A 12,104-nucleotide genomic window follows, 5' to 3' on the forward strand; every position below is an offset into this window, starting at 1 on the left:
GAAAACGAAGGAGTTCCACCCATGTCCAGCCCCGAGAACGCCCCCGAGACGCCGAAGCCCGCGGCTTCTCCTTCGAATTCGGATGCCGTGCCCGGCGCCCCCGGCAGCCCTGCGGCCAGCGGAGTCCCCGCGACGCCCGGCGCGCCCGAGACGCCCGGCGCGCCTAAAACGCCCGGCGCCCCCCCGACGCCGGGCGGCAGGAAGCGCGGCGCGGGACGGTTCGTCACGCCGATCCTCGCGGGCGTCGCCCTGCTCGCCGTCGGCCTGTTCGGGGGCGTGCTCATCGGGCAGAACCTCGCGAACTCTCACGGCGGAGCGGGCGGCGGCTTCCGCGCCGGCCAGGGTTTCGGCGGCTCGGGCCCCGGCGGCCAGGGTTCCGGCGGCGGATCGGGCTTCCCCGGCGGATCGAGCACGAACCGACCCGGCGGCGGCTCGGGCGGCGGCGGCTTCGGCGGCGGCTTCACGACCGGCACGGTGACGAAGAACGACGACGGCACGCTCACCGTGACGACGAAGGACGGCTCGACCGTGACCGTCACGACCAGCGGCGACACGACCGTCACCGAGTCGACTTCGGGCAGCGTGAGCGACCTCGCCGAGGGGGACACCGTCACGATCCGCGGAGAGAAGGATGCCGACGGCAACGTCTCCGCGACCGCCATCACCGAGGGCGACTCCCCGTTCGCCGGCCTCGGTGGGCGAAGCGGTGAGGGATCCGGCCCGGGCAGCGGCTCCGGTTCCAACGGCTGACCGCGCCCCGGGCAGCGAAGCAACGGAGCGCGAGCGAAGCAGCAGGGCGCGAGCGAAGCAGCAGGGCGCGAGCGAAGCAGCAGGGCGCGAGCGAAGCAGCAGGGCGCGAGCGGATGCTGCGGGGGGCGCGCGGATGCTGCGGCATCCGCTCGCCGGGACCCGCCGACGGCCCGAACTCTGCGGCCGGACGCCCCGACGACGACCGCCCTTGGACGACCCGCCCCGACGACGACCGCCCTCGGCCGCCCCGCCCGCGGTCGACCCGGCCCGCGTCAGACCGCGACGGCCTGCTGCGCCCGCGGCGCCGTGCGCACGATGCGGTACTCGGTGAAGTAGGAGCCGAACATGCTGCTCGCCCGGGTGCGGTTGCCCATGCCGCGCACGGCCCGCACCACCTCGGGCTTGAAGCCGCGCTTGTCGTAGAACTTGCGCGTCGACTTCAGGCCCTCCCACAGCCACATGTAGTCGGGGTCGGCCTGCGCGAGCAGGCGCTGGCCGAGGCCGGTCCTGCGCGCCTTCGGGGCGACGTAGATGAAGTAGAGCTCCTTGAAGCGCTCGTCACCGTCCTCGCGGCCGGGCCCGATGCCGACGAACCCGAGCACCTCGCCGTCGACCTCGGCGACGTACTGGATGTACGGGTCGCCGCGCGACACGAACTTCTCCCAGAGGCTCGTCATCGTCTCGATGCTGAGCTGACCGAGCACCTCTTTGGAAAGCTGGGAGGAGTAGAGCTCCATCCAGCAGTACGCGTGCAACTTCCCGAGCGCCGGAGCATCACCCAACTCGGCGCGTCGTATTACTTCCCCCATGGTCTGGATGCTAGCGATCGGCCGAACGACGACCGATCGGTCTGCTCCTCACGAAACAGTGAATTCACGCAGGTTTTACACCGCTGCGCGCCGGGGCTGTCGGTGTCGTGGGCGACACCTATGCTGGCGCCCATGGCCCGCGTCTCCTCCGCCTTCCGCTGCGCGGACTGCGGCTGGACCACGCCGAGGTGGGTCGGCCAGTGCGCCGAGTGCCGCGCCTGGAACACGCTCGTCGACGTCACGGATGCCGCCCCCGCCCGCGGGGTCGCTCCAGCCCGCCTCGCGGCGGCCCGCGTCGCGGTGCCGATCACCGAGGTGAGCGCGACGGATGCCGAGCACGCCCCGACGGGAATCGGCGAGTTCGACCGCGTGCTCGGCGGCGGCGTCGTGCCGGGCGCCGCGATCCTGCTGTCGGGCGAACCGGGCGTGGGCAAGTCCACGCTGCTGCTCGAGGTCGCGGCGCGCGCCGCATCCGCCGGTCGCCGCGTGCTCTACGTGAGCGCGGAGGAGTCGGCGAGCCAGGTGCGGCTGCGCGCCTCCCGCACGGGCGCGCTCGTGCCGAGCCTCTACCTGGCGAGCGAGACCGACCTCGCGACGATCCTCGGCCAGATCGACGAGGTCGCACCCCAGCTCGTCATCGTCGACAGCGTGCAGACCGTGTCGTCCGCCCTCTCGGAGGGGATCGCGGGCGGCCCGTCGCAGGTGCGCGAGGTCGCGTCGACGCTCATCCGGGTCGCGAAGGACCGCGCGATCCCCGTGCTGCTCGTCGGGCACGTCACGAAGGACGGCACGATCGCCGGCCCGCGCCTGCTCGAGCACCTCGTCGACGTCGTGCTGCATTTCGAGGGCGACCGGCAGACCGCGCTGCGCTTCGTGCGCGCGCTCAAGAACCGCTTCGGGCCGACGGATGAGGTCGGCTGCTTCGAGATGACCGGCGAGGGCATCGCGCAGGTGCCCGACCCGTCGGGGCTGTTCCTGTCGCGCGCCCGCACGCCCGTGAGCGGCACGTGCGTGACGATCGCCGTCGAGGGTCGCCGCGCCCTGCCGGTGGAGGTGCAGGCGCTCATCGTCGACTCGAAGGCGCCGCAGCCCCGCCGGGTGGTCAACGGCGTCGACGGCAGCCGCGTCGCGATGCTGCTCGCCGTGCTCGAACGCCGGGCGAACATCCGGCTCGGCGACCACGACGTCTACGTCTCGACGGTCGGCGGCATCCGGCTCACGGAGCCCGGCGCCGACCTCGCGATCGCCCTCGCGCTCGCGAGCGCCGCGAAGGACCGTCCGTTCGCGATCACCCAGGCGGCCGTCGGCGAGATCAGCCTCGCGGGCGAGATCCGCCCGGCGGCGAGCGCCCGGCAGCGCGCGAGCGAGGCGCGGCGACTGGGCTTCTCGACGCTCATCGACGCGGATGCCGCGCACGTCAACGAGGCGCTGCGGCGCGCCTGGGCGGCGGCGCCCCCCACGCGGGGCGGCGCCGGACGCCTCGACGACGTCCCCGCGTTCTGACCCGGCGGCTCCCGGCTTCCCCGGCACTCCCCGGCACTCCCGGCGATCCGCGGCGCTCTCGGCGCTTCGTTGGCGGCGGGGCACGCCCCGTCCGCGGCGGCGGCGCGGGCGTGGACGCGGGCGCGGGTGCGGGCGTGGGCGTGGGCGTGGGCGTGGGCGTCAGTCGCTCACGACGTGGTCGCTGTCGACGTCGAGGTCGGCGGGAGCGACATCCGCTCGGTCCGGATGATCCTCGGGGAACTGCCGATCGGGCCCGCCGTCGGGCAGGGCCGGCCGATCGGTGTCGGACGGCGACGCCGGCTGATCAGTGTCGGACGGCGAGGCCGGCGGTTCGGTGGCCGGCAGCGACGGCGGATCGGTGTCGGGCAGCGAGGGCGGATCGCCCGCCGGCCGAGTGCCGGGCTCCTCGGGAGCGCCCGGCGGTGGCTGCTCGGGGGTCGGCTCGTCAGTCATGGCGATCGGCCCGATCGACCTCGTCATCCGACCGCCGGTGAACGCCGGGCTCGCTCTCCGCGGCGACCTCGTCATCCGACCGCCGGTGAACGCCGGGCTCGCTCTCCGCGGCGACCTCGTCATCCGACCACCGGTGGACGCCGGGCTCGCCCTCCGCGGCGACCTCGTCATCCGACCGCCGGTGGACGCCGGGCTCGCTCTCCGCGGCCACGTCGACCTCGAGGTCGCCGCCGGGCTCGTCGGACGCTCCCGAGCCGCCGCGCCTGAACGGGTTGCCGGCCTCGCCGAGCTGCCGGTACGACGGCTCGTCCGCGGGGTCGTGCTGCTCGTCGCTCATGGCAGCGGCTCCTCGCGGTCGGCGCGCGTGCCCTCGGGGAGCACGTTCTCGAGCTTCTCGTCGGCGCCCTCACCGGCGTCCTCGTCGTGCTTGACAGCGTCGTCCTTGACGTCGTCGGGGGCCGGCGCGAGGTCCGGGTCAGCGGGAAGCTCCCCGCCCGAATACGGGTCCGTGTTCGTCGTGCTGTCGGTCGTGTCGCTCATCCGCCCAGTCCACCCCCCGCGCGCCGACCGGCGCACCCGCGCCACGGCGACTCACACCCGACGCTCACCGTCGCAGCCTCGCGTTGACCGGGAGAACCGCTGCGGCCGCATCCGCGCGCGGCACGCCGGTGCACCATCGCTGCATGAGCACTCAGAACCACCCGATCGAGCCCGGCTCCGCGGACGCCGGCCTCCCCGAGCAGGTCGCCGGCCTCGTGCGGCAGGTGCGCGCCGACCACCTGCTGGGCTCCGCCCCGGATGCCGAGACCACTCTGCGCGATCGGCTCGCGGACGCGAGCATCGCCCTCGACGACGACGAGTTCGCCCGCGCGATGGCGATCATCACCGCCTGACCCGACCGCGATGCCGCACCGCCCTCACCCGCGATGCGCCCCGTCCTCAGCTGAGGACGATGTCGATCGGCTTGGACGCGACCCCGTCGATCGTGATGGTCAGCTGGTACGTCGCGCCGGACGGCACGGCCGTGCGCCCGCCGTCGCACGTCGTGGTCGAGGAGCGCGTGCGGTCCCACTCGACCGGCACGCTCGAACTGACGTCCTTGCCGGCCTCGATCGTGTACGGCACGGCGGTCGCGGCATCCGTCTGGCAGTCCTTCGACGACCAGTACTTCTCCTTCTGCTTGCCGCTCGTGATCAGGAACTCCTGCTTCGTCGGGTCGGCGTCGATCGTGCACGCTGCGGCGCCGTTGTTCGTGACCGTGTAGGAGAGCTGGGGCAGCTCGCCGGCCGCATACTTCGCCTTGTCCGACGACGCGGTCACGGTGAGCGCGTCGGCGGCGCACGCCGGGGCCGTCGCGGACGTGCTCGGGTCGGTGGGCGGGTTCGACGTGTGCTGCGTCGCCGGGGTGCCGCCCTTCGGCACGAACACGATGAGCAGGATCACGATGAGCACGACGAGCGCGCCGATGCCGACGACCAGACGGCGTCGCCAATAGACGTTCGGTGGTTGCGAACCGACCGGATGACGGAACGTCGACATGCCGCCCAGGGTAGGCCGCGCGACGCGCGACGCCCGGCAGCGACGCGCTAGAGGTGCTTCAACATCCTGGAGTTGCCCAGCGTGTTCTGCTTGACCCTGGACAGGTCCAGGAACTCGGCGACGCCCTCATCCGGGCTCCGCACGAGCTCGGCGTAGGTCTCCGGGTCGACGATGCGCTCGGGCACCTCGACGAAACCGTGCCGGGCGAAGAACGCCGTCTCGAAGGTCAGGCAGAACAGCCGCGACAGCCCGAGGTCGCGGGCGTCGGACTCGAGGCGCTCGAGCAGGGCGTGCCCGACGCCGCGGCCACGCCATCCGTCGACCGCCGCGAGGGTGCGCACCTCGCCGAGGTCCTCCCAGAACACGTGGATCGCGCCGCAGCCGACGGGGTCGCCCGCCTCGTCCTCGGCGATGCGGAACTCCTGCACCGCCTCATAGAGCGCGACGCGCTCCTTACCGAGCAGGATGCGCTGCTGCACGAGCGGCTCGATGAGCCCGAGGATGACGGGGATGTCGCTCGTGCGCGCGCGGCGGACGCTGATGCCGGTCACGCCTTCACAGTAGCGTCGCGCGGACCGGGTCCCGAAAACGAAGGAGTTCGCCGCGTTCCGGCCCGGGTCGGGGGCGTACAGCGTCGAAACGGGTTCGCCCTCCTTCGTTTTCGGGGCACCCCGTTTTCGGGGCACCCCGTTTTCGGGTGCCGGCGTTGCGGGCGCCGGCGTTTCGGGCGGGTCGAGCCGTGCGCCGCGGCGCCCGCGAGCGCGGTCAGTCGGCCGTGATCGCGAGCGCGAGCGCGGCGAGCGGCACGAGCACGACGACGAGCCCGAGCCCCGCGAGCGAGTACGACCGCCAGCGCACGCCGACGCCGAGGGATGCGAGCCGCTCGTGCCAGAGCAGCGCCGCGAGCGATGCCCACGGCGTCACGAGCGGCCCGAGGTTCACGCCGATGAGCAGCGCCACGAGCCGGGTCGGGTCGCCGGCCGCCGCGGGCTCGAGCACGAGATACGCCGGCAGGTTGTCGATGCCGTTCGCCGCCACGGCACCGGTCGCCGCGAGGCGCACGAGGTCGCCGGCGGAGGTGCCCCCGCCCGCCCAGGCCGTGACGGCATCCGCGAGCCCGCGCGCGTGCATGGTGGCGACGACGACGAACAGCCCGCCCGCCACGAGCACCGGGAACCACGGCGCCATCGACCAGGCGAGCGCCGACCGGCGACGCACGACGAACAGCGCGATGAGCACGACCGCCGCGGCGAGCGCCGGATACTCGACGGGCACGCCGCTCACGAGCAGCGGCACGAGCGCCGCCACGACGACGGATGCCGCGACCAGCAGCACCCGGTCCCTGCTGTGCTCGCGCGGCAGCGGCGTGAACGACCCGGCCAGGATGCGGCGGTAGCGCACGGACAGCACGAGCACCGGGAGCACGACGCCGACGAGCGCGGGCGCCCAGGCGAGCGCGAGGAAGCCCGGGGCATCCCGGTCGAGGAGCCCGGCCGCGAGCAGGTTGGTCAGGTTCGAGACCGGCAGCAGCAGCGACGCGGTGTTCGCGAGCCAGACCGTGGCCATCGCGAACGGGATCGGCGGGATGCCCACCTGCCGAGCGAGCACCACGACGACGGGCGTGACGAGCACCGCCGTCGTGTCGAGCGACAGGAACGCGGTCGACAGCACCGCGAGGACCACGACGAGCGCCCACAGCAGCGGCACCCGGCCCCGGGCGACGCGAGCGAACGCGTGCGAGACCAGGTCGAACACGCCCGCCTCCGCCGCGAGCTCAGCCACGACCGTGATGCCGACGACGAAGAGCAGCACCGGCACGACGCGCCCGGCGAGCGCACCCGCATCCGTCGCGGGAAGCGTTCCCGTGGCGACGAGCACGACCGCCGCCGACCCGAGGGCGAGTGCGATGAGAGGACGGATGATCCGGGCGATGTGCCGAGCGTAACGCCCGCGGCGGCCGGGCCGCGGCCGCGGGTCGACCCCCGCACCGAGCCCGGAGCCCCGTCCGCCACCCGGGCCGTGGCTGGGCGGCCCGGGCGCGACAACGGGAGCGGATGCCGCAGCATCCGCCCCCGTCTCTCGCGTTACGCGGGTCTCACTCCTCGATCGCGGCGCCCGCGGCATCCGTTGCCGGCGCTCCGACGGTCTCGAGCTCGCGACCGGGCTGGCGGGTCGTGTCGAAGGTGAACTCCCCGTCGACGTAGTCGACCGCGATGTGGTCGCCCGCGTCGAGCTCGCCGTGCAGGATCTTCTCGCTCAGCCGGTCCTCGACCTCGTGCTGCACGGCACGGCGCAGCGGGCGCGCACCGAGCGTCGGGTCGAAGCCCACCTTGATGAGCTGCTCCTTCGCGGCCGTCGAGAGCACGATCGTGAGATCGCGGTCCATGAGGCGCGAGCTGAGGCGCTTGATGAACAGGTCGACGATCTGCAGCAGCTCCTCCTGCGTGAGCTGGGGGAACACGATCGTCTCGTCGACGCGGTTGAGGAACTCGGGCTTGAAGTGCTTCTTGAGCTCCTCGACCACCTTGCCGCGCATCGCGCCGTAGCTCACCTCGGCGTTGCCGGCGATGGTGAAGCCGACCGGGCCGCCCGTGATGTCCTTCGTGCCGAGGTTGGTCGTCATGATGATCACGGTGTTCTTGAAGTCGACGACGCGACCCTGCCCATCCGTCAGACGTCCCTCCTCCAGGATCTGGAGCAGCGAGTTGAAGATGTCGGGGTGCGCCTTCTCGATCTCGTCGAACAGCACGACGCTGAACGGCTTGCGGCGCACCTTCTCGGTGAGCTGGCCGCCCTCCTCGAAGCCGACGAACCCGGGAGGGGCGCCGAACAGTCGCGAGACGGTGTGCTTCTCGCCGTACTCGCTCATGTCGAGCGAGATGAGGGCGTCCTCGTCGTCGAACAGGAACTCGGCGAGCGCCTTCGCGAGCTCGGTCTTCCCGACGCCGGTGGGACCGGCGAAGATGAACGAGCCCGAGGGACGCTTCGGGTCCTTGAGGCCGGCGCGCGTGCGGCGGATGGTCTTCGCGAGCACGCTGATCGCCTGCTCCTGACCGATGACGCGCTGGTGCAGCGCCTGCTCCATGAAGATGAGGCGCGAGCTCTCCTCCTCGGTGAGCTTGAACACCGGGATGCCGGTCGCCTGCGCGAGCACCTCCGCGATCAGTCCCTCGTCGACGGTGCCGGACGCGCCGACCTCGCCCGCCTTCCACTGCTTCTCGAGGCGCAGCCGCTCGCCGAGCAGCTTCTTCTCCTCGTCGCGCAGGCTCGCGGCCTTCTCGAAGTCCTGGTCCTCGATCGCAGCCTCCTTCTGGCCGCGCACCGTGGCGATCTTCTCGTCGAACTCGCGCAGCTCCGGCGGAGCGGACAGGATGCTGAGCCGCAGACGCGCGCCGGCCTCGTCGATCAGGTCGATGGCCTTGTCCGGCAGGAAACGGTCCTGCACGTAGCGGTCGGCGAGGTTCGCGGCGGCCACGAGCGCGCCATCCGTGATCGACACCTTGTGGAACGCCTCGTACTTGTCGCGGAGTCCCTTGAGGATGTTGATCGCGTGCGGCAGGTTCGGCTCGCTCACCTGCACCGGCTGGAAGCGGCGCTCGAGGGCGGCATCCTTCTCGAAGTGCTTGCGGTACTCGTCGAGCGTGGTCGCGCCGATGGTCTGCAGCTCGCCGCGCGCGAGGAGCGGCTTCAGGATCGAGGCCGCGTCGATCGCGCCCTCGGCGGCGCCCGCACCGACGAGCGTGTGGATCTCGTCGATGAAGACGATGATGTCGCCGCGCGTGCGGATCTCCTTGGTGACCTTCTTCAGGCGCTCCTCGAAGTCGCCGCGGTAGCGGCTGCCCGCGATGAGCGAGCCGAGGTCGAGCGAGTAGAGCTGCTTGTCCTTGAGCGTCTCGGGCACGTCGCCCTTGACGATCGCCTGGGCGAGGCCCTCGACGACGGCGGTCTTGCCGACGCCGGGCTCGCCGATCAGCACCGGGTTGTTCTTCGACCGGCGGGAGAGGATCTGCATGACCCGCTCCGCCTCCTTCTCGCGCCCGATGACCGGGTCGAGCTTGCCCTCGCGGGCCGCCTGGGTGAGGTTGCGGCCGAACTGGTCGAGCACCTGCGAGCCCTTGTCGGCCTGCTGCTCGGTGCCGCCGACGGCGACGGCCTCCTTGCCCTGGTAGCCCGAGAGCAGCTGGATGACCTGCTGGCGCACCTTGTTGAGGTCGGCGCCGAGCTTGACGAGCACCTGAGCGGCGACGCCCTCGCCCTCGCGGATGAGGCCGAGCAGGATGTGCTCCGTGCCGATGTAGTTGTGGCCGAGCTGCAGCGCCTCGCGCAGGCTCAGCTCGAGCACCTTCTTGGCGCGCGGCGTGAACGGGATGTGCCCGGTCGGCTGCGTCTGCCCCTGGCCGATGATGTCCTGCACCTGCTCGCGCACCGCGTCGAGCGAGATGCCGAGCGACTCGAGCGCCTTCGCCGCGACACCCTCGCCCTCATGGATGAGGCCGAGCAGGATGTGCTCGGTGCCGATGTAGTTGTGGTTCAGCATCTTCGCCTCTTCCTGGGCGAGGACGACGACGCGGCGGGCTCGGTCGGTGAAGCGTTCGAACATGTGCTGTCTCCCCTGGCACCGATGCGGATGCGGCGCCGATGCATCGAGAGTACGTCGCGCCCCGCGGCGATTCGGGCGTGTTCGCCGTCGGCGTGAACCGCGGCGAGCCGGGCGGGCGGGGGAGGGATGCCGCGCGCTCAGCGGGCGGCGCTAGCATGCGGAGCGCCCGTGCCGATCCGCGGGCAGGAGTCCATGCCCCCTCTCGTCGACCTCGTCACCACGTGGCGGTTCTCGCCCGTCGCGCTCGCCGTGCTGCTGCTGGCCGGCGGCCTGTACGTCGCCGGGCTCGTGACACTCCATCGCCGGGGCGAGCGGTGGAGCGGATGGCGCACCACCGGCTTCCTGCTCGGCGGACTCGGGCTGTTCGCGATCGTCGAGTTCGGCTTCCTCGGCGCGTGGAGCGGGGAGCTGCGCTGGGCGTTCAGCACCCGCCTCGCCCTCGACCTGTTCGCGGTGCCCGGGCTGCTGACCGTCGGCAAGCCCGTGACGCTCGCCCGGCGTGCCCTGCGCGGTGACGCGCTCAGGCGATTCGAGCGCATCGTCGGCTCGTGGGCGATGCGCCTGGTCGGCAACCCCATCGTCGCGCCGCTGTTCGCGCTCGCGGTGTTCTCGCTGCTGCTCACGCCGATCGCGGGCGTGCTGCGGCTGAGCCCGGTGAGCGAGGCGCTCATCCCGGTGCTCGTGCCGTTCGTCGGACTGCTGCTCGTGCTGCCGCTCGCGGGCGACGGGGAGGTGAGCGCGAAGCGCATCGTAGTGATCGAGTTCATGCTCGCGTTCATCGAGCTGCTGCTCGACGCGCTGCCCGGCATCCTGCTGCGGCTCAACGGCACGGTGCTCGACCAGGCCGGACGCGCGACCGGCGCCGTGCCGGGCTGGTTCCCGAACCCGCTGCGCGATCAGCAGCTCTCCGGCGATCTGCTCTGGTTCATCGCCGAGATCGTCGACGTGCCCGTGCTCGCGGTGTTCATCGTGCAGTGGATGCGCAACGACCGGCGCGAGGCGCGGCGGTTCGACGAGCTGAGCGACGCGGAGATGGACGCGCTCGTGCAGCAGCACCTGCGCGGGCCGGCGGGTTAGCGTCGGCGCCTGCGCGGGCCGGCGCGAGGCCGGCCGGCGCGCGGGCTAGTGTCGGCACCCGCGCGGGCGGGCGCGCGGGGGCGGCGGGCGCGCTGGGGCGGCGGGCGCGCTAGCGTCGGCGCATGACGGATGCCCCCGGACTCGCCGACGCCCTCGGAGCGCCGTTCGCGGCGATGACCGAGGCGGATGCCGCGGGCGTGCTGCGGAACCGGTACGGCATCCGTTCTCCCGCGCTCCGCCGGCTCGAGAGCGAGCGCGACGACACGTTCCGGGTGGAGAGCCCGGACGGCGAGTTCGTGCTCAAGGTCGCCCACCCGGACGACGATCCGCTCGAGGTCAACCTGCAGACCGCGGCGATGGCGTGGGCGGGCGACGTCGATCCGGCGCTGCCGGTGCAGCGCGTTCTGCCGAGCGTCGATGGCGAGATCGAGCCCACGCTCGTCGGCGCCGGCGGCCGCGTCCGGGTGACGCGCGTGCTGAGCTGGCTGCCCGGGCGGATGCTCAGCGAGGTCGAGCCGACCGCCGGGCACCTGCGCGCGCTCGGCGCCGCGAACGGACGGCTGAGCGCGGCGCTCGAGGGGTTCGGGCATCCCGCCGACGAGCGCGCGCACGCGTGGGATCTGGCGCGGCTGCCCGAGCTCGCCGCTCTCGTCGAGCTCGCGCCCGACCTCGCCGGGGCGTTCGACGCGTTCGTCGCGGCCGCTCCGGGGTTCGCCGAGCTGCCGCGCCAGGTCGTGCACAACGATCTCAACCACCACAACGTCGTCGTCGACCCGGGCGCTGCGGACTTCGTCGTCGGCATCCTCGACTTCGGGGATGCGGTGCGCACCTGGCGCGTCGCCGACCTCGCGATCACCGCGAGCTACCTCGTCGACCCGGCCGTCGGGTGGGCGTCGATCGAGCCGGTCGTCGAGGGGTACCGCCGGCACGTCGCCCTGACGGATGCCGAGCTCGCCGCCCTGCCGGCGCTCGTGCGCGGACGGCTCGTGCAGCGCATCCTGCTCGGCACGTCGGCCGCGCTGCGCACCGGGACGCCGCTGCCGATCGCGGGGCTCGAGCGCTCGCGCACGCAGCTCGCGTCGCTCGGGTAGCGGCGGCCCCGGCCGGCCGCACTCGTTGGTTGAGGAGCCCGCGAGCGAAGCAAGCCGGCGCCTCGAAACCAACGCCCACCAGCGGCCGGCCCCACGCCGTTGGTTGAGGAGCCCGCGAGCGAAGCGAGCAGGCGTCTCGAAACCAACGCCCACCACGAACCGTGGTGGTCTCGAGACGCGACCTCGCTCCGCTCCGGCGCTCCTCGACCAGCGGTGGCATCTCCGATCAGCTGCGGTCCGAAAACGAAGGAGGACGCGCGCGAATCGGCCAAATAGCCGCCC

Annotated in this window: 13 protein-coding genes; 5 read left to right on the top strand and 8 right to left on the bottom strand. The window is 72.7% G+C overall.

Annotation, left to right across the window (positions count from 1 at the left end):
* The first annotated feature begins 21 nt into the window (after positions 1-21).
* Complete coding sequence (locus QT381_RS01210) at positions 22-750, top strand: DUF5666 domain-containing protein (protein WP_289246786.1); 729 nt, start codon at positions 22-24, stop codon at positions 748-750.
* 272 nt (positions 751-1,022) lie between these two features.
* On the opposite strand, the gene QT381_RS01215 is transcribed toward QT381_RS01210, so the two are convergent.
* A complete protein-coding gene (locus QT381_RS01215; protein WP_289246788.1) occupies positions 1,023-1,532 on the bottom strand; it encodes a GNAT family N-acetyltransferase in 510 nt (169 codons plus the stop codon).
* Positions 1,533-1,691: 159 nt separating this feature from the next.
* Between QT381_RS01215 and radA the strand changes: the two genes are divergently transcribed.
* Complete coding sequence (gene radA / locus QT381_RS01220; RefSeq protein ID WP_289246790.1) at positions 1,692-3,062, top strand: DNA repair protein RadA; 1,371 nt, start codon at positions 1,692-1,694, stop codon at positions 3,060-3,062.
* Between the two features lie 159 nt (positions 3,063-3,221).
* Here the strand turns inward: radA and QT381_RS01225 are convergent, their stop codons facing one another.
* From QT381_RS01225 to QT381_RS01235, 3 genes are read right to left on the bottom strand one after another with little or no spacing between them, the layout of a single operon-like run.
* Positions 3,222-3,515: a hypothetical protein gene (locus tag QT381_RS01225; protein ID WP_289246792.1), complete on the bottom strand. Its 294-nt coding sequence runs from the start codon at positions 3,513-3,515 to the stop codon at positions 3,222-3,224.
* Positions 3,508-3,852, bottom strand: coding sequence for a hypothetical protein (locus QT381_RS01230; protein WP_289246794.1), 345 nt, complete (start codon positions 3,850-3,852; stop codon positions 3,508-3,510). The genes QT381_RS01225 and QT381_RS01230 overlap by 8 nt, the downstream gene beginning before the upstream one ends.
* Positions 3,849-4,055 carry a hypothetical protein gene (locus tag QT381_RS01235; protein ID WP_289246795.1) on the bottom strand — a complete coding sequence of 69 codons (207 nt, stop codon included), beginning with the start codon at positions 4,053-4,055 and terminating at the stop codon, positions 3,849-3,851. Before QT381_RS01235 ends, QT381_RS01230 begins: the two co-directional genes overlap by 4 nt.
* A gap of 143 nt (positions 4,056-4,198) precedes the next feature.
* Here QT381_RS01235 and QT381_RS01240 point away from each other — a divergent pair, with 143 nt between their 5' ends.
* Positions 4,199-4,408 (top strand): hypothetical protein, encoded by a 210-nt coding sequence (locus tag QT381_RS01240; RefSeq protein ID WP_289246797.1) that lies wholly within the window; start codon positions 4,199-4,201, stop codon positions 4,406-4,408.
* 46 nt (positions 4,409-4,454) lie between these two features.
* Here QT381_RS01240 and QT381_RS01245 read toward each other — a convergent pair whose 3' ends face one another.
* From QT381_RS01245 to QT381_RS01260, 4 genes are all read right to left on the bottom strand, one after another.
* Positions 4,455-5,054, bottom strand: a complete 600-nt coding sequence (locus QT381_RS01245) for a hypothetical protein (RefSeq protein ID WP_289246799.1) — start codon at positions 5,052-5,054, stop codon at positions 4,455-4,457.
* 47 nt (positions 5,055-5,101) lie between these two features.
* Entirely contained in the window at positions 5,102-5,605 is a 504-nt protein-coding gene (locus QT381_RS01250) for an amino-acid N-acetyltransferase (RefSeq protein WP_289246801.1), read from the bottom strand.
* A gap of 214 nt (positions 5,606-5,819) precedes the next feature.
* Positions 5,820-6,986 carry an SLC13 family permease gene (locus tag QT381_RS01255; protein WP_353889746.1) on the bottom strand — a complete coding sequence of 389 codons (1,167 nt, stop codon included), beginning with the start codon at positions 6,984-6,986 and terminating at the stop codon, positions 5,820-5,822.
* Positions 6,987-7,149: 163 nt separating this feature from the next.
* Positions 7,150-9,654 (bottom strand): ATP-dependent Clp protease ATP-binding subunit, encoded by a 2,505-nt coding sequence (locus QT381_RS01260; RefSeq protein WP_289246802.1) that lies wholly within the window; start codon positions 9,652-9,654, stop codon positions 7,150-7,152.
* 192 nt (positions 9,655-9,846) lie between these two features.
* On the opposite strand from QT381_RS01260, the gene QT381_RS01265 reads away from it, so the two are divergent.
* Positions 9,847-10,731, top strand: coding sequence for a cytochrome c oxidase assembly protein (locus tag QT381_RS01265; RefSeq protein WP_289246804.1), 885 nt, complete (start codon positions 9,847-9,849; stop codon positions 10,729-10,731).
* Positions 10,732-10,853: 122 nt separating this feature from the next.
* Entirely contained in the window at positions 10,854-11,822 is a 969-nt protein-coding gene (locus QT381_RS01270; protein ID WP_289246806.1) for a phosphotransferase, read from the top strand.
* Positions 11,823-12,104 lie beyond the last annotated feature (282 nt).

The organism is Galbitalea sp. SE-J8 (assembly GCF_030345695.1).
In the GTDB taxonomy this organism is placed as follows: Bacteria; Actinomycetota; Actinomycetes; order Actinomycetales; family Microbacteriaceae; genus JAUASV01.

What these genes read in the sequence shown, in the direction of transcription:
- QT381_RS01265 (WP_289246804.1), top strand. Translation starts at nt 9,847, where the DNA reads ATGCCCCCTCTCGTCGACCTCGTCACCACGTGGCGGTTCTCGCCCGTC.
- QT381_RS01225 (WP_289246792.1), bottom strand. Translation starts at nt 3,515, where the DNA reads ATGACTGACGAGCCGACCCCCGAGCAGCCACCGCCGGGCGCTCCCGAG.
- QT381_RS01230 (WP_289246794.1), bottom strand. Translation starts at nt 3,852, where the DNA reads ATGAGCGACGAGCAGCACGACCCCGCGGACGAGCCGTCGTACCGGCAG.
- QT381_RS01240 (WP_289246797.1), top strand. Translation starts at nt 4,199, where the DNA reads ATGAGCACTCAGAACCACCCGATCGAGCCCGGCTCCGCGGACGCCGGC.
- QT381_RS01260 (WP_289246802.1), bottom strand. Translation starts at nt 9,654, where the DNA reads ATGTTCGAACGCTTCACCGACCGAGCCCGCCGCGTCGTCGTCCTCGCC.
- radA (WP_289246790.1), top strand. Translation starts at nt 1,692, where the DNA reads ATGGCCCGCGTCTCCTCCGCCTTCCGCTGCGCGGACTGCGGCTGGACC.
- QT381_RS01245 (WP_289246799.1), bottom strand. Translation starts at nt 5,054, where the DNA reads ATGTCGACGTTCCGTCATCCGGTCGGTTCGCAACCACCGAACGTCTAT.
- QT381_RS01235 (WP_289246795.1), bottom strand. Translation starts at nt 4,055, where the DNA reads ATGAGCGACACGACCGACAGCACGACGAACACGGACCCGTATTCGGGC.
- QT381_RS01270 (WP_289246806.1), top strand. Translation starts at nt 10,854, where the DNA reads ATGACGGATGCCCCCGGACTCGCCGACGCCCTCGGAGCGCCGTTCGCG.
- QT381_RS01210 (WP_289246786.1), top strand. Translation starts at nt 22, where the DNA reads ATGTCCAGCCCCGAGAACGCCCCCGAGACGCCGAAGCCCGCGGCTTCT.